This window comes from Bradyrhizobium sp. 179 (assembly GCF_023073535.1).
GTDB lineage: Bacteria > Pseudomonadota > Alphaproteobacteria > Rhizobiales > Xanthobacteraceae > Bradyrhizobium.
Window position 1 is genome coordinate 56,165 of record NZ_JADPJR010000160.1, and the last position, 21,948, is coordinate 78,112.

General features: G+C 64.2%; 22 protein-coding genes. 18 read left to right on the plus strand and 4 right to left on the minus strand.

Annotation, left to right across the window (positions count from 1 at the left end):
* Positions 1-86: 86 nt before the first annotated feature.
* Entirely contained in the window at positions 87-1,523 is a 1,437-nt protein-coding gene (boxB, locus tag IVB12_RS36765; RefSeq protein WP_247308150.1) for a benzoyl-CoA 2,3-epoxidase subunit BoxB, read from the plus strand.
* Between the two features lie 166 nt (positions 1,524-1,689).
* Here boxB and IVB12_RS36770 read toward each other — a convergent pair whose 3' ends face one another.
* Together IVB12_RS36770 and IVB12_RS36775 are read right to left on the minus strand one after the other, a co-directional pair.
* Complete coding sequence (locus IVB12_RS36770; RefSeq protein WP_247307724.1) at positions 1,690-2,499, minus strand: SDR family oxidoreductase; 810 nt, start codon at positions 2,497-2,499, stop codon at positions 1,690-1,692.
* 132 nt (positions 2,500-2,631) lie between these two features.
* Complete coding sequence (locus IVB12_RS36775) at positions 2,632-3,690, minus strand: polysaccharide deacetylase family protein (protein ID WP_247307726.1); 1,059 nt, start codon at positions 3,688-3,690, stop codon at positions 2,632-2,634.
* 164 nt (positions 3,691-3,854) lie between these two features.
* Here IVB12_RS36775 and IVB12_RS36780 point away from each other — a divergent pair, with 164 nt between their 5' ends.
* The 12 genes from IVB12_RS36780 to phoB all read left to right on the plus strand — a co-directional run bounded on the left by IVB12_RS36780 (position 3,855) and on the right by phoB (position 14,608).
* On the plus strand, positions 3,855-5,249 hold the full coding sequence (locus IVB12_RS36780; protein WP_247307728.1) for an OmpA family protein: 1,395 nt from the start codon (positions 3,855-3,857) through the stop codon (positions 5,247-5,249).
* A gap of 2 nt (positions 5,250-5,251) precedes the next feature.
* A complete protein-coding gene (locus IVB12_RS36785; protein WP_247308152.1) occupies positions 5,252-5,551 on the plus strand; it encodes a hypothetical protein in 300 nt (99 codons plus the stop codon).
* 143 nt (positions 5,552-5,694) lie between these two features.
* Positions 5,695-5,922, plus strand: coding sequence for a SelT/SelW/SelH family protein (locus IVB12_RS36790; protein ID WP_247307731.1), 228 nt, complete (start codon positions 5,695-5,697; stop codon positions 5,920-5,922).
* Between the two features lie 19 nt (positions 5,923-5,941).
* Positions 5,942-6,373 carry a GNAT family N-acetyltransferase gene (locus IVB12_RS36795; protein ID WP_247307733.1) on the plus strand — a complete coding sequence of 144 codons (432 nt, stop codon included), beginning with the start codon at positions 5,942-5,944 and terminating at the stop codon, positions 6,371-6,373.
* Positions 6,374-6,795: 422 nt separating this feature from the next.
* A complete protein-coding gene (locus IVB12_RS36800; protein ID WP_247307737.1) occupies positions 6,796-7,851 on the plus strand; it encodes a lysylphosphatidylglycerol synthase domain-containing protein in 1,056 nt (351 codons plus the stop codon).
* Between the two features lie 33 nt (positions 7,852-7,884).
* Complete coding sequence (locus tag IVB12_RS36805) at positions 7,885-9,183, plus strand: ATP-binding protein (RefSeq protein WP_247307739.1); 1,299 nt, start codon at positions 7,885-7,887, stop codon at positions 9,181-9,183.
* A 144-nt stretch (positions 9,184-9,327) separates the two neighbouring features.
* A complete protein-coding gene (gene pstS, locus IVB12_RS36810; RefSeq protein WP_247281833.1) occupies positions 9,328-10,341 on the plus strand; it encodes a phosphate ABC transporter substrate-binding protein PstS in 1,014 nt (337 codons plus the stop codon).
* A gap of 159 nt (positions 10,342-10,500) precedes the next feature.
* Positions 10,501-11,490, plus strand: a complete 990-nt coding sequence (gene pstC, locus IVB12_RS36815) for a phosphate ABC transporter permease subunit PstC (RefSeq protein WP_247308154.1) — start codon at positions 10,501-10,503, stop codon at positions 11,488-11,490.
* A 4-nt stretch (positions 11,491-11,494) separates the two neighbouring features.
* Positions 11,495-12,340: a phosphate ABC transporter permease PstA gene (gene pstA / locus IVB12_RS36820; RefSeq protein WP_247281832.1), complete on the plus strand. Its 846-nt coding sequence runs from the start codon at positions 11,495-11,497 to the stop codon at positions 12,338-12,340.
* Entirely contained in the window at positions 12,337-13,158 is an 822-nt protein-coding gene (gene pstB / locus IVB12_RS36825; protein WP_008541003.1) for a phosphate ABC transporter ATP-binding protein PstB, read from the plus strand. The genes pstA and pstB overlap by 4 nt, the downstream gene beginning before the upstream one ends.
* An 11-nt stretch (positions 13,159-13,169) precedes the next feature.
* Positions 13,170-13,886: a phosphate signaling complex protein PhoU gene (gene phoU, locus IVB12_RS36830; RefSeq protein ID WP_091884957.1), complete on the plus strand. Its 717-nt coding sequence runs from the start codon at positions 13,170-13,172 to the stop codon at positions 13,884-13,886.
* 14 nt (positions 13,887-13,900) lie between these two features.
* The gene (gene phoB / locus IVB12_RS36835) at positions 13,901-14,608 is read left to right on the plus strand and encodes a phosphate regulon transcriptional regulator PhoB (RefSeq protein WP_008143479.1); all 708 of its coding nucleotides are present in this window, start codon (positions 13,901-13,903) and stop codon (positions 14,606-14,608) included.
* Between the two features lie 251 nt (positions 14,609-14,859).
* On the opposite strand, the gene IVB12_RS36840 is transcribed toward phoB, so the two are convergent.
* Positions 14,860-15,372, minus strand: coding sequence for a GcrA family cell cycle regulator (locus IVB12_RS36840; protein WP_247281831.1), 513 nt, complete (start codon positions 15,370-15,372; stop codon positions 14,860-14,862).
* A 468-nt stretch (positions 15,373-15,840) separates the two neighbouring features.
* Here IVB12_RS36840 and IVB12_RS36845 point away from each other — a divergent pair, with 468 nt between their 5' ends.
* From IVB12_RS36845 to IVB12_RS36855, 3 genes are all read left to right on the plus strand, one after another.
* Positions 15,841-17,049: an aspartate aminotransferase family protein gene (locus tag IVB12_RS36845; protein WP_247307744.1), complete on the plus strand. Its 1,209-nt coding sequence runs from the start codon at positions 15,841-15,843 to the stop codon at positions 17,047-17,049.
* Positions 17,049-17,972 (plus strand): ornithine carbamoyltransferase, encoded by a 924-nt coding sequence (gene argF / locus IVB12_RS36850; RefSeq protein ID WP_247307747.1) that lies wholly within the window; start codon positions 17,049-17,051, stop codon positions 17,970-17,972. Before IVB12_RS36845 ends, argF begins: the two co-directional genes overlap by 1 nt.
* 154 nt (positions 17,973-18,126) lie before the next feature.
* Positions 18,127-19,134: an Hsp33 family molecular chaperone gene (locus IVB12_RS36855; RefSeq protein ID WP_247307750.1), complete on the plus strand. Its 1,008-nt coding sequence runs from the start codon at positions 18,127-18,129 to the stop codon at positions 19,132-19,134.
* 187 nt (positions 19,135-19,321) lie between these two features.
* On the opposite strand, the gene apaG is transcribed toward IVB12_RS36855, so the two are convergent.
* Entirely contained in the window at positions 19,322-19,714 is a 393-nt protein-coding gene (gene apaG, locus IVB12_RS36860; RefSeq protein WP_247307753.1) for a Co2+/Mg2+ efflux protein ApaG, read from the minus strand.
* Positions 19,715-19,910: 196 nt separating this feature from the next.
* Between apaG and IVB12_RS36865 the strand changes: the two genes are divergently transcribed.
* The gene (locus IVB12_RS36865; RefSeq protein WP_247307757.1) at positions 19,911-21,167 is read left to right on the plus strand and encodes an OpgC domain-containing protein; all 1,257 of its coding nucleotides are present in this window, start codon (positions 19,911-19,913) and stop codon (positions 21,165-21,167) included.
* Positions 21,167-21,946, plus strand: a complete 780-nt coding sequence (locus IVB12_RS36870) for an SGNH/GDSL hydrolase family protein (protein WP_247307760.1) — start codon at positions 21,167-21,169, stop codon at positions 21,944-21,946. Before IVB12_RS36865 ends, IVB12_RS36870 begins: the two co-directional genes overlap by 1 nt.
* The last annotated feature ends 2 nt before the right edge of the window (positions 21,947-21,948 follow it).

Sequence of the window (21,948 nt, forward strand, 5' to 3'; positions counted from 1 at the left end):
TGCTCACCATTCGCTACTCGCGAGCCCGCAAGATGATGACAGTTGTCAAGTAATCAGTCCCCCACGGGAGGTCCACCATGAACATCATGAACGTCGACTACTCGACCAAGATCCCGAACAACGTCAATCTCGCCGAAGACCGCCAGGTCCTCAAAGCGCTGGAAGGCTGGCATCCCGGTTACATGGATTGGTGGAGCGATATGGGCCCGGAGGGCTTCCAGGAATCGCTGGTGTACTTGCGCACCGCTTATTCGGTCGATCCGCGCGGCTGGGCCAAGTTCGACTATGTCCGCATGCCCGAATATCGCTGGGGCATTTTGCTGGCGCCGCAGGAAGAGAACCGCGTCGTGCCGTTCGGCGAGCATTACGGCGAGCCGGCCTGGCAGGAAGTCCCGGGCGAGCATCGCGCCATGCTGCGCCGCCTGATCGTGATCCAGGGCGACACCGAGCCCGCCTCGGTCGAGCAGCAGCGCCATCTCGGCAAGACCGCGCCGTCGCTCTATGACATGCGCAATCTGTTCCAGGTCAATGTCGAGGAAGGCCGCCACCTCTGGGCGATGGTCTATCTGCTCCAGAAATATTTTGGCCGCGACGGCCGCGAAGAAGCGGACGATTTGCTGCGCCGGCGCTCCGGCGATGCCGATGCGCCGCGCATGCTGGGCGCCTTCAACGAGGCGACGCCGGACTGGCTGTCCTTCTTCATGTTCACCTATTTCACCGATCGTGACGGCAAGATGCAGCTGCATTCGCTGGCGCAGTCGGGCTTCGATCCGTTGTCGCGCACTTGCCGCTTCATGCTCACGGAAGAGGCGCACCACATGTTCGTCGGCGAGACCGGCATCACCCGCGTCGTGCAGCGCACCTGCGATGCCATGCGCGAAGCCGGCATCTCCGACCCCACCGACATCGCAAGAGTCCGCGCGTTAGGGGTGATCGACCTGCCGACCATCCAGAAGAAGCTGAATTTGCACTATACCCTATCGCTCGACCTGTTCGGCTCGGAAGTGTCGACCAATGCGGCCAATGCCTTCAACGCCGGCATCAAGGGCCGCTATCACGAGACCCAGATCGAGGACGATCACCAGCTCAAGAACGCCACCTATCCGGTGCTCAAGTTCATCAACGGCGAGATCAAGCTGGTCGACGAGCCGGCACTGACCGCGCTCAACATGCGCCTGCGCGACGATTACAGCCAGGACTGCGTCAAGGGCATGCTGCGCTGGAACAAGGTGATCTCGACCGCGGGCTACGACTACAAGCTGACCCTGCCCAATGTCGCCTTCCACCGCCACATCGGCGAGTTCAAGGATATCCATGCCACGCCCGACGGCATCCTGATCGACGATACGACCTGGGCCAAGCGCAAGGACGAATGGCTGCCGTCGGCAAGCGACGGCGACTTCATCACCTCCTTGATGCAGCCCGTCACCGAAACCGGCAAGTTCGCCTCCTGGATTGCGCCGCCAAAGGTCGGCATCGACAACAAGCCCGGCGATTTCGAGTATGTGAAGATCGAGTCGTAACCGCCAGGGCCTGAGGCTCGCGCAACACAAACGGTGTCATCACCCGCGAAAGCGGGTGATGCAGTATTCCAGAGGCGTCGGTGTTGAACCGAGAAGCCGCGGCGTACTGAATGCCCTGGTCAAGCCGGGGCATGACGGCGCGAAAACATCGAGCCCCCGCAGCCCCTCAGCTATCCCATCCGCTCCCCTTGATCCCCGGATTCGCATAGACGATGCCGCCGTCGACCGCGATGGTGGTGCCTACGACGTAATCCCCCGCGCGCGAGGCGAGATAGATCGCGGCGCCCGCCATGTCCTCGTCGGTGCCGATGCGCCCGGCGGGCACCCGCGTTGCGACCTCGTCGCCATGGTCGCGCGCGGCGCGGTTCATGTCGGACTGGAACGGCCCCGGCGCGATCGCCGTGACCACGACGTGGTCGGAGATCAGCTTGACCGCCATGCGCCGGGTCAGATGGATCAGTCCGGCCTTGCTCGCGGCATAGGAATAGGTCTCCATCGGATTGACGAAGATGCCGTCGATCGAGGCGATGTTGATCACCTTCGCCGGCCGTTCGGCGGAGGCTGCCGCGCGCAAGGGGCTGGCCAGCGCCTTGGTCAGGAAGAACGGCGCCTTGACGTTGAGGTTCATCACTTTGTCCCAGCCGCTCTCCGGAAACTCGTCGAAATCCGCACCCCAGGCCGCGCCCGCATTGTTGACGAGGATGTCGAGCTTCGACTCACGCTTGCTGAACTCGGTCGCCAGCAGTTCGGCGCCGGCAACCGTCGAGATATCGATCGGCAGCGCGATGCATTCGCCCTCATATCGCGCGGTGAGCTCCTTGGCGGTCTGCTCGCATGGTCCTGCCTTGCGCGCGGTGATGTAGACCTTCGCAGCACCTGCACTGAGAAAGCCCGCCGCGATCATCTTGCCGATGCCGCGCGAGCCACCGGTCACGAGCGCAACGCGGCTATTGAGCGAAAACAGATCGTTGAACATGGTGCCTCCCTTCGGTTGTCACGCGTTGTGGGCGCGGCCGGGAGGGGAGTCAATCTTGTCGTCTCGGAGCGCTTGGGCGCATTGATCCGCTCGGTGTCGTCCCGGCCGCCGCCCGGACGGATGCGGTTGATGCTAGGCCGCCGCAATCCTGCGAAAGCCGTTCCACATCGCGGTCGCGGCGCCCGAGGTCAGCACCGGCAGAATTCGTGTGTCCTGGTAGTTGCCGTTGAGCGAGACGCGCGGCAGCGCGGTCATTTGGCCGGCGTTTTCGGCGAACAGCATGCCGGGCCGCGTGGTCACTGCCGTCTTGAACCCGGCTGCCGCAGCGAGCGCGAATTCACGCGCGCCCGCCGCTTCACGGTCGCCATAGGGATAGGCGAAGTGCTGCACGGGACGGCCGAGGGTTTGCTCGATCCGTGCGCGGCTCACCGCCATCTCGTGCGCGGCGATCCCCTCTGCCTGTTTGGCGAGATTGCAATGGGTGATGCTGTGTGCGCCGATCGTGACCAGGGGATCGGCGGCCAATGTCTTCACCTCGTCCCACGACAGGCAGAGGCTGCGGCATAGAGCTTCCATGTCGACGCCGTAATTCGTGCAGAGGCCTTCGATCTCGCGCTTGAGATCGTGTTCGCCCGGCAGCGCGCGCAGCCAGTCGTGCAAGCGGTTGAATGCCGCCTGCTTGGCGGCGGGCGTCGTCGCATCCAGCCGCAGCGTGGAATGGCCTATTTTCACGTCGATCTGCTCGGCCTTGGCGATCACCGCTTCCAGCGCCGTCCACCACAGACGTCCGGTGCCCTCGGCGAAATCGCTCGCGACATAGACCGCGAGAGGCGCGTCAAATTCGCGCAGCACCGGCAGCGCATGATCGAGATTGTCGCGATAGCCGTCGTCGAGAGTGAAGGCGGCGAAGCGGCGATCGAACCGGCCCTGCACCAGCCGCTCATGCAGCTCGTCCATGTCGATGATGTCGATGTCGCGCGCGCGCAGATGGCACAGCGTGGCGCGCAGGAATTCGGGCGTGACCTCGAGATGACGGTTCGGCTGGAATGCGGCCTCGCGGGCCGGCCGCACATGGTGCAGCATGAAAATGGCACCGACGCCCGACAAAAGCGGGCGCAACAGATGGTGCGCCCCGCTGAAATAGAGTGCTTCCAGCCCGGCGCGGATGACGTTGTTACGCAGTTGCTTCATGGCCGGCTGGCGGACTCTGGCATTCCGCCTTCAACTTACGGGAGAACCCTTGAACAAAAAGTTATTCCAATTGTCGACGCCGGGCCGCCAGAAGGGCACCATTTCCGGTTTGACAGCCTGCCAAGGGTTTGTTTTGTCTCCGGTTCCAGAGTTCGGGTCGTCGAATGCAGAAGCTTTTCAGGTGGGCCAGCAAATGGTGGCCGGGGCTGATCCCCCTTGTCGTCATGTGGGGATTTGCGGCCTGGAACAACACGTTGCCGGTCGAGGCGGACCTGTCGGCCCGCAGCGCGGCGGCGCTCAAGGATACCGTTTTGGACAAGACCTGGATCGCGGTCGACGGCCGCGACGTCAGCCTGGCGGCGGATGCGTTCTCCGAGGAGGGACGCCGCGACGCCGTGATGGCGGTCGAAGCCGTCCCCGGTGTGCGGCTGGTCGACGACCGGACCCGTCTTGTTCCCGAGGCCAAACCCTTCGTCTGGAATGCCGAACGTGACGTGGTGCGGGTGACCCTGTCGGGCTCCGCGCCGCTGCCCTCGATGCGGGCGCGTCTGACCGAGGCAGCGCGCAAGGAAGTCGCCGGCGTCGAGGTGACCGATCGGATGGGCCTGGCGCGCGGTGCGCCGCCACGGTTCGAGGCCGCCGCGACCTTGCTGCTCGATCAGATCGGCAAGCTCAAGGACGGCAAGATCACGATAACGGACACCAAGGTCAACCTGTCGGGCATGGCGCGCGAACTCGGTGGTCGCGAGGCGATTGCGGCCGCACTGAAAAACCTGCCAGAGGGTTTTTCGATCGCCGCCAACGACGTCAAGGCGCCGCCCTACATCTTCCAGGCCTACAAGGATCCGGTGGCCGCGACGGTGACGCTGACAGGCTATGTCCCGGACAGCAATGTGCACGCGGCAATCGCAACCAGCGCCTCGCGAAAGTTCTTCAACGAGAAGGTCGTGGACAATCTCAAGGCCAGCATCGGCGCGCCCGGCTCGTTCAACACCGCCGTTGTCGCAGCGCTCGGCGCGCTGTCGCGGCTGTCCACCGGCACGCTCGTGGTCACGGATCGCGAGGTGAAGCTGTCGGGCGATGCACTCTATGAAGGTGCCGCCAACGACATCCGCGCAGGGCCAGGCAAGGACTTCCCGAAGAACTGGCAATACAAGCCGGAGATCACGGTGAAGCCTGCGGCAGGCCCCGTCGACGGCACCGTGTGCCAGCAATTGTTCTCGGATCTCCTGGCCAAGGGCAAGATCCGCTTCACGGCGAAGCGCGCCGATATCGATCCGGATTCCGCCGGCATTCTCGACCATCTGATCGAGACGGCGTTGCGCTGCCCCACCGCCAATATCGAGGTCGTCGGGCATACCGACGGCGACGGCGAGGATTCCTTCAACCTGGCTCTCTCGGAGAAGCGCGCGCAGGCGGTGATCGATTATCTGGTCAAGGCAGGCCTGCCCGCCAGCCGCTTCACTGCGGTCGGCCACGGCAGCACGCAGCCCCTCGCCGGCAACGACACCGACGAGGGCAAGGCGCAGAACCGCCGCATCGAATTTCTGGTGAGGTGATGATGCCCTACCTGGCTTCGTTCCATATGGGTTGGCTGGTCGGCTCGCTGCTGCTGGGCTTCTGCATGGGCTGGATCTCCGTGGTCCAGCGCGGCAACGGCACCTCGAAGGTGACCGCGCGGTGGCTCGCCGCGCTTGCCGCCGCCATGGTCGCGGCTTCGTTTGCGCACGTGGTCCCCGGCCGCTTCGGCTATTGGCTCGACCTCGGCCTGATCATGTTCGCGTGTTATCTCGTGGGTTGCACCATCGGTGCCTGGCTGCGCGACAGGGTGGTCTCGCGAAGCACGCCGCCAGCGGCCTGAAGCCCCTGACCGATTGGCGGAGCTTGCCTCTGTCATCACTATCTTCAGGAGGATCACGCTGAAGCGATTGGCCGCTCGGTCGCCGGCTGGATCGCCGGCATCGAAGCGGTGCGTCCGCAACTCGCGGCTTGAAGGAGGACGAGATGTCTGACGTGACCATCATTTGTTGCCGCCCGTGCGGATACGAGAAGCGCGCCAGAGACGTGGCTGCGGCGCTCCGCCGGCAACTGGCGCTGGAGTCGGACCTCGTCCCCGGCAAGAGCGGGATCTTCCAGATCAGGCTCGGCGACCGGATCGTCGCCAGCCGCAGCAAGGGGCACTTTCCCGACGACGATGATATCGTCGCGGCGGTCGCGGCCGCGCGGCACTGACGCGGGGAGGGCTTTGCAAATGTCGATTGCCTGGACCGACGATCTCGCCGCCGTGGATTGGCATGAGCTTTCCGAGCTCTATCGCATCGCGCCGCTCGGCCACAAGACGCCGGCCGATCTTGCGCTCGTGTTCGGCAACAGCATGTTTCGCACCTTTGCCTGCGACGAGGGGCGGCTGATCGGTGCCGGGCGCGTGCTGGCCGACGGTCGCGACTGCGCCTATCTCTGCGATGTTGCCGTGCACCCTGATCGTCAGGGACAGGGCCTCGGCCGCGAGATCATCGAGCGCTTGCTTGTGCGATGCCGGACCCATCGCAAAATCATCCTCTACGCGGTCCCCGGCAAAGAGGGTTTTTACGAACGTCTGGGCTTCCGGCGGATGACCACGGCCATGGCGATTTTCGAGGATCAGGCCGGCGCTCATCGCCGCGGCTATGTAACCGCGCCTTGAGTCCATTCTGCGCCCAGCACCCTCCGGCGCATTCGAATCCGTGAACAATATCCGGGTCGGCCCCTCTTTCAACAGGCCGGCGTGCCCAATAGATTGACGTCGGCTTAAGCCGTGACGGAACATTGTGCGGTTGAAATCATCAAAACTTCATGGCGTCTGCGCAGGATTGCCAAGGAGATTCGCATTAAGCCTTGCCGCCGAAAGCGCCAAACCTTGCATCAGGAGCCCCCAACCTGCCTAAAACATTGAAGGCACGTGTTTTTGTTCGAATTGGCGAATTCCACTTCGTCCGAAAACGCGCTAGTGGAGGGGCAGGGGGCATGCGCGATGCCGGAGCCGGCGGCGAGGCTTCGTCGAGTGCCCGTGCGTCGTCCGCCTGTCCGCCGGCCACCCTGGCCGCTGAAGCGTTGTTCGAGGTCTAGATGCTGGAAGCCATCCGCAGGGCGATGACGTTTCTGCGCCAGAAGCAAGTCCTGCATAAGCTTGGAGTTGCGATCAGCGTCGCGGTCATCGGCATCGCTTGCTATGTGCTCTACCACATGCTGCGAGGCATCGATCGCAACGAGGTCATCGAGGCGATCAAAAGCACCGAGCCGAGCCAGATTGCGATGGCGGCGCTGTTCGTGGCCGCGGGCTATTTCACCCTGACCTTCTACGACATGTTCGCCACGCGGGCGATCGGGCACGCCCACGTGCCCTACCGGATTAACGCGCTTGCCGCCTTCACCAGCTATTCGATCGGCCACAATGTCGGCGCCAGCGTCTTCACTGGCGGTGCGGTGCGCTACCGCATCTATTCGGCCTATGGGCTGAACGCGATCGACGTCGCCAAGATCTGCTTCCTCGCCGGCCTGACCTTCTGGCTCGGCAATGCCGCCGTGCTCGGCCTCGGCATCTCCTACCATCCGGAGGCCGCCGCCGCGATCGACCAGCTGCCGGCCTGGCTGAACCGGACGCTGGCGCTGATGATCATCGTGGGGCTGGTCGCCTATGTGGTCTGGGTCTGGACCCAGCCGCGGGTGGTCGGCCGCGGGCCTTGGACCGTGGTGCTGCCGGGCGGCCCGCTGACGCTGCTCCAGATCGCGATCGGCATTGTCGATCTCGGTTTCTGCGCGCTCGCGATGTACGTGCTGGTCCCGGACGAGCCCAATCTCGGCTTCGTCGTGGTCGCAGTGATCTTCGTCTCGGCGACACTGCTCGGCTTTGCCAGCCATTCACCCGGAGGTCTTGGCGTGTTCGACGCCGCCATGCTGGTCGGCCTCTGGCAGATGGACCGGGAGGAGCTTCTGGGTGGGATGCTCCTGTTCCGCGTCCTCTATTATCTGTCCCCCTTCGTCATATCTGTAATCTTGCTGACGTTTCGCGAAGTTATAATCGGCGCACGTTCGAAGCGCTTGCAGCAGGCGGCGCTCAAGCTCGACCCCGGACCGGCGCGTGAGGCCGCCTATGTGAGAGAGCGCAGCGACAGCGGCGCCTGACCGGCGCAGGCCTTTTAGGAGAAGCCCTCCCCGATGGCGATCGACGCCCCATCTTCTCCCTCCAGCCAGCCCTGGTCCGACCGGCTGCGACACTCGACCATCGTCCTGATCGCCGCGGCGCTGGCGCTGTCCGTCGTGGTTTCGCTCGGCGAATTGTCGGTGCTGCACGCTGCCATCGTATTCCTCTGCATTGCAGCCGCGGCGCTGATTCCCTGGCGCCTGCACGATCCCGCCGCCTCGCGCGACGACGTCAGGCGCATCAATCCGGTCGAGAGCGCGGCGGTGGCCGCAGTCGTCGCCGGCATGCCGGATCCTGCGGTGCTGCTCGACCGCGCCGGCCGCGTCATCCACCTCAATGCCGCCGCCGCCCAGCTCGCGCCGGCGCTGCGCAGGAACGAGCTTGCCCAATTCGCGCTGCGCTCGCCGGAGATTATCACGGCCTTGCGCGAGGCGATCGCGACCACCGAGCCGCGGCGCGCGACCTATCTCGATCATGTTCCGGTCGATCGCTGGATGGAGCTCATGATCACGCCGGTGCCGGTGCCGACCACCTTCGGCGGCGCCGACAAGTGCATGCTGATGACCTTCCACGACCAGACGCCGCTGCGGCGCGTCGAGGAGATGCGGGCCGATTTCGTCGCCAATGCCAGCCACGAGCTGCGCACCCCGCTCGCCGCACTGTCGGGCTTCATCGACACACTCCAGGGCCAGGCCAAGGACGATCCAAAGGCGCGCGAGCGCTTCCTCGGCATCATGCACAACCAGGCCACCCGCATGGCGCGCCTGATTGACGATTTGCTGTCGCTGTCGCGGGTCGAGCTGTCGGCCCATGTCCGCCCCGACACCCTGGTCGACCTCTTGCCGATCATCCGCCAAGTCGCGGACGGGCTCGAACCGCTGGCGCGGGAGCGTCAGGTCGATGTCGAGACCCATCTGCCGGAAGCCGCCGTGATGATCGCGGGCGACCGCGAGGAGCTGCTCCGCCTGTTCGAGAACCTGATCGAGAACGCGCTCAAATACGGCGCATCGGGCGGACGCGTCATTGTGTCGCTGACCTCAAGCGCGGTCACTGATGGGGCTCAGGAAATCCGCGTCATGGTCCGGGATTTCGGCCCCGGCATCGCACCGGAGCACCTGCCCCGGCTGACCGAGCGCTTCTATCGGGTCGACGTCGGCGACAGCCGCGCGCAGGGCGGAACCGGGCTCGGATTATCGCTGGTGAAACATATTCTTAACCGTCATCGCGGCCGGCTTCTGATCGAAAGCGTCCCCCGGCAGGGCGCCACTTTTACAGCCTGTTTTCCCCAGACTAGGACTTCGGTTGCGACGTAAAAATCAAGCGATTCCAATCGCTTGAGGGTGTCATCCAGCTGTCACGAAACCTTCGTAAAAGCACAGCCGACCGCTCCTAAAGGGGCGGCGCGGGGAGCGCGATCGGGCGCGGATGGCGCTTCGCTCCCCTGTATGGAGACCAGCATGAATTTCCTCAAAACGATCGTCGCGGCCGGCTTGGTCGCCGCCTCGGCGACGGCGGCCTTTGCTGCCGATATCACGGGTGCCGGTGCGACGTTCCCGTTCCCGATCTATTCGAAGTGGGCTGATGCCTACAAGAAGGAGACCGGCAACGGTCTGAATTACCAGTCGATCGGCTCCGGCGGCGGTATCAAGCAGATCCTGGCGAAGACCGTGACCTTCGGCGCCAGCGACGCGCCGCTCAAGGCCGAGCAGCTCGAGAAGGACGGCCTCGTGCAGTGGCCGATGGTGATGGGCGCCATCGTCCCCGTCGTCAACCTCGAGGGCGTGAAGCCCGGCGAGCTGGTGTTCGACGGCGAGACGCTGGCCAACATCTATCTCGGCAAGATCACCAAATGGGACGACGCCGCGATCAAAAAGCTCAACCCGAACGTGAAGCTGCCCGCGGAGGCGATCACCGTGGTCCGCCGTTCCGACGGTTCGGGCACCACCTTCAACTTCACCAACTATCTCTCCAAGGCCAGCGCGGACTGGAAGAGCAAGGTCGGCGAAGGCACCGCAGTGGAGTGGCCGGTCGGCGTCGGCGCCAAGGGCAACGAAGGCGTGTCGGGCAACATCAGCCAGACCAAGAACTCGATCGGCTATGTCGAGTACGCCTATGCCAAGCAGAACAAGCTGACCTACACCGGTCTCGTCAACAAGGCCGGCAAGCCGGTGCAGCCGACCGTCGAGGCCTTCCAGGCCGCCGCCTCCAACGCCGACTGGGCCAAGGCTCCTGGCTATTACGTCATCCTGACCGACCAGCCGGGCGAGAAGTCCTGGCCGATCACTGCGGCGACGTTCATCCTGATGCACAAGTCTGCGACCGACAAGGCCGCCTCCCAGGAAGCCATCAAGTTCTTCCGCTGGGCGTTCAAGAACGGTGGCAAGGCGGCTGAAGAACTCGACTACATCCCGATGCCGGACAGCGTCGTCCAGCTGATCGAGAAGACCTGGGCCGCCGAGATCAAGAGCTGAGGCGAACGGCTCTCATGTCCCGGACGCGCAGCAGCGTGAAACGCTGCTGCGCAGCGCCGGGACAACAACCGGGCCCCGATCAGCGTCGTGCTGTGTCGGGGGCGCGGGACCGGCAACAAGCGTCTATAAATCTGGGTACAGGGGATCGGCGTGGCAGAGATGGCCGTTCAGAGCGATGTAATCGACGACGCCGGACCATATGACCGCGCCAAGGCCTTGAGCGCGTTCAAGCTCGGCGACGTCACCTTCTACTGGATCACGCGACTTTCCGCGATCTCGGTGCTGCTGATCCTCGGCGGCATCATCATTTCGCTGATCGTCGGCGCCTTCCCCGCGATGAAGGAATACGGCCTCTCGTTCCTGTGGACGCAGCGCTGGGCGCCGTCGGCCGATCCGCCCGTGCTCGGCGCGCTCGGGCCGATGTATGGCACGCTCGTCACCTCCTTCATCGCGATGCTGATCGCCATTCCGGTCGGTCTCGGTATTGCGATCTTCCTCACCGAGCTTTGCCCGCAATGGCTGCGCCGCCCGATCGGCATGGCGATCGAGCTGCTCGCCGGCATTCCCTCGATCATCTACGGCATGTGGGGCTTCTTCGTGCTGGGCCCGTTCCTGGCCAACACCTTCCAGCCCTTCATGATACGGGTCTTCGACGGCGTCCCCGTGCTGGGGGCGATCTTCGCAGGTCCGCCGTCCTATCTCAGCCTGTTCAATGCCGCGCTGATCCTCGCCATCATGGTGCTGCCCTTCATCACCTCGATCTCGGTCGACGTGTTCAAGACGGTGCCGCCGGTGCTGAAGGAAGCCGCCTACGGCGTCGGCTGCACCACCTGGGAAGTCGTCCGCAGCGTGGTGATCCCCTACACCCGCATCGGCATCATCGGCGGCGTCATGCTGGCGCTAGGTCGCGCGCTCGGCGAGACGATGGCGGTGACCTTCATCATCGGCAACTCGTTCCGCATCTCCTCGTCGATCTTCGCTCCGGGCACCACGATCTCGGCGGCGATCGCCTCCGAATTCGCCGAGAGTGACGGCCTGCACCAGTCCGGCCTGATCCTGCTCGGCCTGCTCCTGTTCGTACTGACGTTCTTCGTGCTCGCCGCCGCGCGGCTGATGCTGATGCGGCTGGAAACCAAGGCCGGAAAGTGACGCCATGAACCCGATCTATTCGCGCCGTCGCCGCTGGGACATCGTCATCCGCGGTCTCTGCATCGCAGCCGCCGCCTTCGGCGTCACTTGGCTCGCGTTGATTTTGATCACGCTGCTTTACAATGGCCTGGCCGGGCTCAACTACCAGGTCTTCACCGAGAACACGCCCCCGCCCGGATCGAACGAGGGCGGTCTGCTCAACGCCATCGTCGGCTCGCTGATCATGACCGTGATCGGCGTCGGCATCGGCGCGCCGCTCGGCCTGTTCGCCGGCACCTATCTCGCCGAGTACGGCCGCAACGACAAGCTGACCTCGGTGATCCGCTTCATCAACGACATCCTGCTCTCGGCGCCTTCGATCATCATCGGCCTGTTCATCTACGGCGCGGTGGTGGTGCCGATGCGCGGCTTCTCGGCGATCGCCGGCGCGCTGGCGCTCGCCGTGATCGTGATCCCGGTCGTGGTGCGCACGACCGAAGACATGTTGCTGCTGGTGCCGAACCCGCTGCGTGAAGCCGCCAGCGCGCTCGGCCTGCCGCGTTCGCTGGTGATCAAACGGATCGCCTATCGTGCCGCGCGCTCCGGCCTGATCACCGGCGTGCTGCTGGCGACTGCGCGCGTCGCCGGCGAGACCGCGCCGCTGCTGTTCACGGCGCTATCGAACCAGTTCTTCAGCCTCGGTCTCGACAAGACGATGGCCAACCTGCCTGTCACCATCAACAACTTCGTGCAGAGCCCCTACGCCTATTGGAAGCAGCTCGCCTGGAGTGGGGCGCTGCTCATTACCCTGACCGTGCTTGCCCTGAACATTGGCGCGCGCATCCTTGGCGCCGAGAGGACTGCAAAATGAGTGAAATGTCTGTTTCCGTAAGTGCGCCGACCGTTCATCCCGGCTCACAGCCGCTACCCGAGGCGCCTGCCAAGGTGACCGCGCGCAACCTCAATTTCTACTACGGTGAGCACCACGCGCTGAAGAACATCAATCTGGCCCTCGGCACCAACCGCGTCACGGCCTTCATCGGCCCGTCGGGCTGCGGCAAGTCGACCCTGCTGCGCATCTTCAACCGGATGTACGATCTCTATCCAGGCCAGCGCGCCACCGGCCAGCTGTTGCTCGACCAGACCAACATCCTTGATCCCAAGCTGGACCTCAACCTGCTGCGCGCCCGGGTCGGCATGGTGTTCCAGAAACCGACGCCGTTCCCGATGACGATCTACGAGAACATCGCCTTCGGCATCCGCCTCTATGAGAAGATCTCGAAGTCCGAGATGGACGACCGCGTCGAGAAGGCGCTGCGCGGCGGCGCGCTGTGGAACGAGGTCAAGGACAAGCTCAACGCGTCCGGCCTGTCGCTCTCCGGCGGCCAGCAGCAGCGCCTCTGCATTGCCCGCACGGTCGCGGTACGGCCCGAAGTGATCTTGTTCGATGAGCCCTGCTCGGCGCTCGACCCGATCTCGACCGCCAAGGTCGAGGAGCTGATCCAGGAATTGTCCGAGAACTACACGATCGCGATCGTCACCCACAATATGCAGCAGGCGGCGCGCGTCTCTGATAAAACCGCCTTCATGTATCTCGGCGAGCTGATCGAGTTCGATGACACCAGCAAGATCTTCACGTCGCCGAGCGATCGGCGTACGCAGGATTACATCACCGGCCGGTTCGGCTGAGGAGACGGGACATGGGTACTGAACATACCGCAAAGGCCTTCGATACCGACCTCCAGGAGCTCACTCGCCTCGTCGCCGAGATGGGCGGCATCGCCGAGCGCATGATCGTCGATTCCGTCGACGCGCTGATCCGCCGCGACGTCGCGCTCGGCCAGCGCGTCGTCACCACCGATGCCGAGCTCGACGCGCTTCAGAAGCGCATCGAGGAGCGCGCCGTGCTCACCATCGCCCGCCGCCAGCCGATGGCGGTGGATTTGCGCGAGATCGTCGGCGCCATGCGCGTTGCCACCGATCTTGAGCGCATCGGCGACCTCGCCAAGAACATGGGCAAGCGCGTTGCGGCGCTGGAGACAGACTTCCATCCGCTGAAACTGTTCCGCGGCCTGGAGCACATGACCGACCTCGTGCAGCAGCAGGTCAAGTCGGTGCTTGATGCCTATGCCGCGCACGATTTGCCGGCGGCGATGGCAGTGTGGAAGGGCGACGAGGAAGTGGACGCCATCTGCACCTCTCTGTTTCGCGAGCTCCTCACTTATATGATGGAGGATCCGCGCAACATCTCGTTCTGCATCCATCTGATGTTCTGCGCCAAGAACATCGAGCGGATCGGTGATCACGCCACCAACATCGCCGAGACCGTGTTCTACATGATCGAGGGGCAGGCGATCACCGACAAGCGGCCGAAGGGCGACATGACGACCTTCGCCACGACGGTACCGAATACCTAGGGAGCGACGACAACATGGGCGCACGCATTATGGTGGTTGAGGACGAGGAAGCTCTCACCGAGCTTCTGCGTTACAACCTCGAAGGCGACGGCTATGACGTGGAGACGGTGATGCGCGGCGACGACGCCGACACCCGCCTTAAGGAACACATCCCCGATCTGATCGTGCTCGACTGGATGCTGCCGGGACTGTCCGGCATCGAGCTGTGCCGGCGGCTGCGCACCCGTCCCGAGACCAAGCAGCTCCCGATCATCATGCTGACCGCGCGCGGCGAGGAGAGCGAGCGGGTGCGGGGTCTTGCGACCGGCGCCGACGACTACATCGTCAAGCCGTTCTCGGTGCCGGAGCTGCTCGCGCGCGTGAAGGGCCTTCTGCGGCGCGCAAGCCCCGAGCGGCTCGCCACCGTGCTCGCCTATGGCGACATCGAGCTCGATCGCGACAAGCGCCGCGTCGCGCGTTCGGGCCGGCCGATCGATCTCGGCCCGACCGAATATCGCCTGCTGGAGTTTTTCCTGGAGCATCCCGGTCGCGTGTTCTCGCGCGAGCAGCTGCTCGACAGCGTCTGGGGCCGCGACATCTACATCGACGAGCGCACCGTCGACGTCCATATCGGCCGCCTGCGCAAGCTGCTCAATCTCGGCCGCGAGCAGGACCCGATCCGTACCGTCCGCGGCGCGGGTTATGCGCTGGATGATCGGTTTGCAAAGGCGGAGCAGACGTAGGCCCAGCTGCGTCAACAATCTCGGCCGTCGTCCCGGACAAGCGTAGCTCCGGCAACGCGCAGCGTTGTCCGGAGCGAAGCGCCGATCCGGGACCCGGGCCCATTGTTGCGCGAAAAAGGTAACTCCGAGGCCCCGTAACCACGGCTTGCGGTGGCTATCGGTCCCGGATCGGCGCTACGCTTGTCCGGGACGACATCGGGTTTGTTGCGCCGTCACCGCGTGACGGCTGCCGGCTCGATCTCAGGAAATAATCACCGCGTGCTCGGCTTCGGTGCCGCCCGCCGGCGATCCGCTGCCGGCTGATAGGCGACGCGCGAGTGCTGGGCGCAGTAGGGCAGGCCTGACAGCGCCTTGCCGCCACAGAAGAAGAAGTCCGGGCTGGAGGGATCGCCGACCGGCCAGTGGCACGTCGCCTCGTTCAATTCCAGCAGCGACAGCCGCTGGCTCATCGGCACCACGTTGTCGTAGGTGACCGGTTCGGCCTCCACCTCGACCTCGAAGGCCTGCGCCAGCGCGGTGTTGCCGCGCGAGATCGGCCGGGTCACCCGCATCATATGCTGCGCGGGCCGCGCCTTGCGCGGCCGCGGCGCTGCCGATGAAGGGCTCTTGGCGCGGCCCGACAGGCCAAGCCTGTGCACTTTGCCGATCACGGCATTGCGGGTCACATTGCCGAGCTCGGCCGCGATCTGGCTGGCCGAAAGTCCGGCCTCCCAGAGCTTCTTCAGCTGCTCGACGCGATCATCGGACCAGGTCAAAACCGTCATTGCACCCTTTCCCTCGTTGCGCGCCGCCATCCTGGGGCCTCACAGCGAATGCTTAAGCCTTGAAAAACCCGTGCCGTCAGAATCCCTTAAGGCTCGCCGGGCGCGTGACTGACGCCCGAACGTTTACGCCGGTACATGAGGACTCTTGGGATCAGAACCGCTGCACGAGATGTCGTATCTGACAGTCCAAACGCTACAATATGGCGTGACTCCCGCGCAAGAGTCCGCCGACTCGCTTCCACATGTTCCGTGGTGAAAACCCTGCAAGATCGGCACCGCAAGACTACGGATTCGGCGTTTCGCGAGGCTTTCCGGGCGGCATTGACACCCGTCTTGCCAGGCATAAGATGGTGACGCGTGCCGCCCTTAAAAGGCGGCACGTTTCGTTTTCCGGACCGGTCAATGGTGCGCTGCGCAAGGCATGCCAGGCAGGTCTCAACGTCCAAATGCAACATCCAAGTGATGGTCATGACCAACAGCGCCGCGCCGCATCTGCTTCCCGTTTTCGCCAGGGCGGACCTTGGCTTCGAGCGCGGCGAAGGCTGCTGGCTGATCGCGACCAATGGCGATCGCTATCTCGATTTCACCTCGGGCGTCGCGGTGAACGCGCTCGGCCACGCCCATCCCGCATTGGTCAAGGCGTTGCAGGAGCAGGCGACCAGGCTCTGGCACATGTCGAACCTGTTCCAGAGTCCCGATGGCGAACGGCTTGCAACGCGTCTGTGCAACGAAAGTTTCGCGGACTTCGTGTTCTTCTGCAATTCCGGCGCCGAAGCGTTGGAATGCGTGATCAAGGTCGTGCGGCGCTATCACGCCGCCAAGGGCCATCCCGATCGCTATCGCATGATCACCTTCGAAGGCGCCTTCCACGGCCGCACGCTGGCGACGCTGGCGGCGACGGGCTCGGCAAAATATCTTGAAGGTTTCGGCCCGCCCATGGATGGCTTCGACCAAGTCCCGCATGGCGACATCGAGGCCGTGAAGAAGGCGATCGGTCCGCAGACCGCCGGCATCCTGATCGAGCCGATCCAGGGCGAGGGCGGCGTGCGTTCGTCAACACCCGCCTTCCTCAAGGCGCTGCGTCAGCTCTGCGACGAGAAGGGGCTGTTGCTCGCGTTCGACGAGGTGCAGACCGGCATGGGCCGCACCGGCGATCTGTTCGCGCATCGCCGTCTCGGCGTTACCCCCGACGTGATGTCGCTGGCGAAAGCGCTCGGTGGCGGCTTCCCGATCGGCGCTTGTCTTGCCACCGCGGAAGCGGCTTCCGGCATGACGCCCGGCTCGCACGGCTCGACCTTCGGCGGCAATCCGCTCGCGATCTCCGCTGCGAACGCCGTGCTCGACGTCATGCTCGAGCCCGGCTTTTTCGATCACGTGCAGAGGATGTCGCTGCTGCTCAAGCAGAAGCTCGCCTCGGTGATCGATCGCTATCCTGATATCGTCAGCGAAGTCCGCGGTGAGGGGCTCCTGATCGGCATCAAGGCGGTCGTGCCTTCGGGTGATCTCGTTGCCGCCCTGCGCAACGAAAAGCTGCTCACCGTCGGCGCCGGCGACAATGTCGTGCGCTTCCTGCCGCCGCTGATCGTCACCGAAGCCGAGATCGAGGACAGCGTCGGGCGGCTCGAGCGCGCCTGCGCGGCGATCTCGTGCAGTCAGACCAAGCGGGCGGCAAGCTGATGAGCAAGTCGCCAAAGCACTTCCTCGACATCAACGAGCTCCCGCTGTCGGAGCTCAAGCGCATGCTCGCCGCATCCTCCGCCATGAAGGCGAAGCAGAAGGCGCATCAGCCGGTCAGGCCGCTCGAAGGCAAGACGCTGGCGATGATCTTCGAGCGCCCCTCGACGCGGACGCGGGTGTCGTTCGACGTCGCCATGCGCCAGCTCGGCGGCGAGCCCATCATGCTCACCGGCGCCGAAATGCAGCTCGGCCGGGGCGAGACCATCGCCGACACCGCGCGCGTGCTGTCGCGCTATGTCGACGCCATCATGATCCGCATCCTCAATCACGAGGCGCTGCTGGAGCTTGCGGCCTATGCGACCGTGCCCGTCATCAACGGCCTGACGCGCCGTTCGCACCCTTGCCAGGTGATGGCCGACCTCATGACCTATGAGGAGCATCGCGGCCCGATCGAGGGCAAGACGGTGGCCTGGACAGGCGACGACAACAACGTGCTGGCGTCCTGGGCCCACGCCGCCGAGCGCTTCAAGTTCCAGCTCAACGTCGCAACGCCGCCGGAGCTCGCGCCGAAAAAGGCGATGCGCGACTGGATCAAGATGACCAATGCGCCGATCGTGCTCGGCACCGATCCGGAAGCCGCCGTAAAGGGCGCCGACTGCATCGTCACCGACACCTGGGTGTCGATGGGCGACAAGGAAGGCGAGCACCGCCACAACGTGCTCAAGCCCTACCAAGTCAATGCCAAGCTGATGTCGCTGGCCAAGCCCGACGCGCTGTTCATGCACTGCCTGCCTGCCCATCGCGGCGAGGAGGTCACGGATGAAGTGATCGACGGCCCGCAATCGGTCGTGTTCGACGAGGCCGAAAACCGCCTGCATGCGCAGAAGGGCATATTGGCCTGGTGCTTTGACGCGGTGAAGTAGCGCAGCCTGGTGAAGGCGAAGTGGGTTTGGTTCGTCGTCCTGGCGAAAGCCGGGACGACCCCGAATTAGCAGTATCGTGTGTGATCATAACTGCCTCGGGAACACTCCCTCGCGCCCCCTTCCATTTCCCACCTCCGACCCCAGATACACGGCCATGGTTTCCCAATCCCCTGACATGAAAACCGGGCCAGAAGGCCCGGTTCGCGCGCCATCACCGGTTCCGATCGATGACGCCGTGCTGCCCTACGAGGTCGACGCACTCGACGTGCGCGGCCGCCTGGTGCGGCTCGGTCCGGCGCTCGACGACATTCTCACCAAGCACGATTATCCCGCTCCCGTCGGCAAGCTGCTCGGCGAGGCCATCGTGCTGACGACGTTGCTCGGCTCGGCGCTGAAATTCGAGGGCCGCTTCATCCTTCAGGCCCAGACCGACGGTCCGGTGTCGTTCCTGGTCGTCGACTACATGGCGCCGGATCGCCTGCGCGCCTATGCGCGCTTCGATGCCGCGCGTCTGGGTGACGCCAAAGATTCCGGCACGCTGCTCGGCCGCGGTCATCTCGCCATGACCATCGACCAGGGCCCCGACATGAGCCGCTACCAGGGTCTGGTCGCGCTCGACGGGGGCAGCCTGGAAGAGGCCGCTCACGAATATTTCCTCCGCTCCGAGCAGATCCCGACGCGCGTGCGTCTTGCGGTCGGCGAGGAATGGCGCAGTAGCGACGGCGGCAAGCATCGCTGGCGCGCCGGTGGCATGTTGATGCAGTTTCTGCCCAAGGCGCCGGAGCGCGCGCGGCAGGCGGACCTGCATCCCGGGGATGCGCCCGAGGGCAGCGAGGTGCACAGCGTCGCCGAAGACGACGCCTGGGTCGAGGCGCGCTCGCTGATCGAGACCGTCGAGGACGTCGAGCTGATCGATCCCGAGCTCTCCGGCGAGCGGCTGCTATTCCGCCTCTTCCACGAGCGCGGTGTGCGCGTATTCAATTCGCAGGTTCTCGAAGCGCGGTGCTCCTGCTCGCGCGATGCGGTTGCCTCCATGCTCAAGAGCTTCTCGCCCGACGATCGCGCCGCGATGGTCAAGGACGACAAGGTCGTCGTCACCTGCGAGTTCTGCTCGTCGGTCTACCAGTTCACGCCGCACGAGGCGGGCGTGGAGGACGCCTAGGCATCGCGCATAGCTAGGCTAGGAATGACGAGGCTGGGGAGGCTGCTCGCACGTACTCGCTGTCATCGCCCGGCCGTGATCGGGCGATCCATTAGTCCGAGACGACAGTGATTGAGCCGAACAGTGATTGAACCGATAGGCCGCGGCTTGCTGGATTCTCCGCCTTCGCGAGCAATGACATCGGAGGCTAGTTCAACACCCGCTTGTTGTCCGGACTGTCCAGCGAGAACGTCGGCACGTCGATCTCGAAGCGCTCGCCGCTTTCGCTGACCATCTGGTAGCGGCCGGTCATGAAGCCGGAGGCGGTCGTGAGCGGCACGCCGGAGGTGTATTCGAAGCGCTCGCCGGGGGCCAGGATCGGCTGCTCACCCACGACGCCCTCGCCCTTCACCTCCTGCTGGCGGCCGGAGGCGTCGGTGATGATCCAGTGCCGCGTCTTCAGCTGCACGGTCTCGTCGCCGGAATTGGTGATGACGATGGTGTAGGACCAGAAATAGCGGGAGCGGTCGGCCGACGACTGCTCCGGAACAAAGCTCGGCTCGACGGTCACTTCGATCTGGCGGGTCACGGCGCGGTACATGATGGCCCATCATAGCGAAATCCTCCTGGGGAACCAAACGCCGGAGACGGCTTTGGCGACATCGTCCCGCCAGAATTCGCGGGGAAGGGACTCCCAAGGGGAGACAACCTTATGTGATCCGGCCGCTTTGCGAGACGACGGCCGGACCGGTAAACTCCATTGAACGTCGCGATTTGCGGAAGGGTTTTTGGCCCCGATGACCATTGCCGACCAAGTGACGGGATCGACGATCGCGGGAACCGCCGGTGCCAAACCCGCAGGAACCAAGCCGCGCGCCGCCGCGCCAGCCATTACGCTGCCGGCGATCGGCGAGCGCGAGCTCCGGCTCGATCTGTTCCGCGGGCTGGCGCTGTGGCTGATCTTCATCGACCATCTGCCAACCAGCCTGCTGACGTGGTTCACCATTCGCAATTACGGCTTCAGCGACGCCACCGAGATCTTCATCTTCATCTCCGGCTATACCGCCGCCTTCGTCTACGGCCGGGCAATGCTGGAGAGCGGCGCCGTCATCGCCACGGCGCGCATCCTGCGCCGCGTCTGGCAGATCTACGTCGCCCACGTCTTCCTGTTCACGATCTTCCTCGCCGAAATCTCCTATGTGGCGACCAGCTTCGAGAACCCGCTCTACACCGAAGAGATGGGCATCATGGATTTCCTCAAGCAGCCCGACGTCACCATCGTCCAGGCGCTGCTGCTACGCTTCCGGCCCGTCAACATGGACGTGCTGCCGCTCTACATCGTGCTGATGCTGGCGCTGCCGTTGATCCTGTGGTCGATGAAGTGGAAGCCCGACGTCACGCTCGGCCTCTCGGTCGTGCTCTACGCCGTGACCTGGGAATACGACCTCTACTTCTCGGCCTATCCGAACGGCTTCTGGGCGTTCAATCCGCTGGCCTGGCAATTGCTTTTCGTCTTCGGTGCATGGTGTGCGCTCGGAGGCGCGCGGCGCATGTCGCGCATTCTGGCATCACCCGTGACGATGTGGATCTCGATCGCCTATCTCGCCGCGGCGTTCTACGTGACGCTGACCTGGTACGTGCCGCAGCTCGGCCACCTCATGCCGAAGCGGCTCGAGCAGTGGATGTATCCGATCGACAAGACCGATCTCGACGTGCTGCGCTTCACCCATTTCCTGGCGCTGGCCGCGCTCACCGTGCGCTTCCTGCCGCGGACCTGGCCGGGCCTGAAATCGCCCTGGCTGCGGCCGCTGATCCTGTGCGGGCAGCATTCGCTCGAGATCTTCTGTCTCGGCGTCTTCCTGGCTTTCGCCGGCCATTTCATCCTGGCCGAAGTTTCCGGCGGGGCAGCCATGCATGCGTTGATTAGTCTCTCCGGAATCCTGATCATGTGGGGGGTGGCGTGGGTGATTTCGTGGTACAAGCGCGTGGCTGACAAGAGCGGTGCGAAAACCAAAAACGCCGTCGGCAACGCCGATCTGGCGGGAGGGGGCTGATGAAGGCGAAGGTTCTCCTGAGCCTGATCCTGCTATGCGGTGGCCTCGCCGCGGCCACGGCGCGCGCGGGCGATGCTGCGCCTGCTGCCTCGGCCGCGCCCGCGGCCTGCGAATTGCCGTCCTATCTGCTTACCAGCGAAAGCCAGCTGCCCAAGGTCGCCGATGCCATCAAGGCCGGCAAGCCGCTCGAGATTCTGGTCATCGGAAGCCGCTCAACCACGATTCCATCCTCGGAGAGCAGCTCATATCCGGCACGCATGGAGACGATCCTCAAGGAGAAGCTGCCCGCGTCCGAAGTGGTGCACGTCTCCGTAGAAATACAGAGCAAGAAAACGGCAGGGGAGACCGCGTCCACTTTCGTTAAGCTGATGGAAGCAAAAACGCCTACTTTGGTCATCTGGCAGACCGGGACCGTGGATGCTATCCGATCCATCGATCCCGACGATTTTCGCGGCGCGGTAACAGAAGGGGTTACTGCATTGCAAAAGGCAGGGGCTGACGTCGTCTTGATGAATTTGCAGTACAGTCCGCGCACTGAAACCATGATCGCGGCGCAGCCTTTTCTCGATAATATGCGTGTGGTGGCGCAGGAGCACGACGTCCCGCTGTTCGACCGTTTCGCGATCATGCGACAGTGGAATGATCAGGGCCAGTTCGACTTGTTCAACCCGTCCCGCGGGCCTGAACTGGCGAAACAGGTCCATGATTGCCTTGGCCGGGCGTTGGCACAGTTCGTGATTGATGCTGCCCATCTGGAGCCGGCCCAGCAGCAAAATTGAGG

Bases quoted from the DNA above. Each gene is read 5' to 3' on its own strand.
- boxB (WP_247308150.1), top strand. From the start codon at position 87: ATGAACGTCGACTACTCGACCAAGATCCCGAACAACGTCAATCTCGCC.
- IVB12_RS36770 (WP_247307724.1), bottom strand. From the start codon at position 2,499: ATGTTCAACGATCTGTTTTCGCTCAATAGCCGCGTTGCGCTCGTGACC.
- IVB12_RS36775 (WP_247307726.1), bottom strand. From the start codon at position 3,690: ATGAAGCAACTGCGTAACAACGTCATCCGCGCCGGGCTGGAAGCACTC.
- IVB12_RS36780 (WP_247307728.1), top strand. From the start codon at position 3,855: ATGCAGAAGCTTTTCAGGTGGGCCAGCAAATGGTGGCCGGGGCTGATC.
- IVB12_RS36785 (WP_247308152.1), top strand. From the start codon at position 5,252: ATGCCCTACCTGGCTTCGTTCCATATGGGTTGGCTGGTCGGCTCGCTG.
- IVB12_RS36790 (WP_247307731.1), top strand. From the start codon at position 5,695: ATGTCTGACGTGACCATCATTTGTTGCCGCCCGTGCGGATACGAGAAG.
- IVB12_RS36795 (WP_247307733.1), top strand. From the start codon at position 5,942: ATGTCGATTGCCTGGACCGACGATCTCGCCGCCGTGGATTGGCATGAG.
- IVB12_RS36800 (WP_247307737.1), top strand. From the start codon at position 6,796: ATGCTGGAAGCCATCCGCAGGGCGATGACGTTTCTGCGCCAGAAGCAA.
- IVB12_RS36805 (WP_247307739.1), top strand. From the start codon at position 7,885: ATGGCGATCGACGCCCCATCTTCTCCCTCCAGCCAGCCCTGGTCCGAC.
- pstS (WP_247281833.1), top strand. From the start codon at position 9,328: ATGAATTTCCTCAAAACGATCGTCGCGGCCGGCTTGGTCGCCGCCTCG.
- pstC (WP_247308154.1), top strand. From the start codon at position 10,501: ATGGCCGTTCAGAGCGATGTAATCGACGACGCCGGACCATATGACCGC.
- pstA (WP_247281832.1), top strand. From the start codon at position 11,495: ATGAACCCGATCTATTCGCGCCGTCGCCGCTGGGACATCGTCATCCGC.
- pstB (WP_008541003.1), top strand. From the start codon at position 12,337: ATGAGTGAAATGTCTGTTTCCGTAAGTGCGCCGACCGTTCATCCCGGC.
- phoU (WP_091884957.1), top strand. From the start codon at position 13,170: ATGGGTACTGAACATACCGCAAAGGCCTTCGATACCGACCTCCAGGAG.
- phoB (WP_008143479.1), top strand. From the start codon at position 13,901: ATGGGCGCACGCATTATGGTGGTTGAGGACGAGGAAGCTCTCACCGAG.
- IVB12_RS36840 (WP_247281831.1), bottom strand. From the start codon at position 15,372: ATGACGGTTTTGACCTGGTCCGATGATCGCGTCGAGCAGCTGAAGAAG.
- IVB12_RS36845 (WP_247307744.1), top strand. From the start codon at position 15,841: ATGACCAACAGCGCCGCGCCGCATCTGCTTCCCGTTTTCGCCAGGGCG.
- argF (WP_247307747.1), top strand. From the start codon at position 17,049: ATGAGCAAGTCGCCAAAGCACTTCCTCGACATCAACGAGCTCCCGCTG.
- IVB12_RS36855 (WP_247307750.1), top strand. From the start codon at position 18,127: ATGGTTTCCCAATCCCCTGACATGAAAACCGGGCCAGAAGGCCCGGTT.
- apaG (WP_247307753.1), bottom strand. From the start codon at position 19,714: ATGTACCGCGCCGTGACCCGCCAGATCGAAGTGACCGTCGAGCCGAGC.
- IVB12_RS36865 (WP_247307757.1), top strand. From the start codon at position 19,911: ATGACCATTGCCGACCAAGTGACGGGATCGACGATCGCGGGAACCGCC.
- IVB12_RS36870 (WP_247307760.1), top strand. From the start codon at position 21,167: ATGAAGGCGAAGGTTCTCCTGAGCCTGATCCTGCTATGCGGTGGCCTC.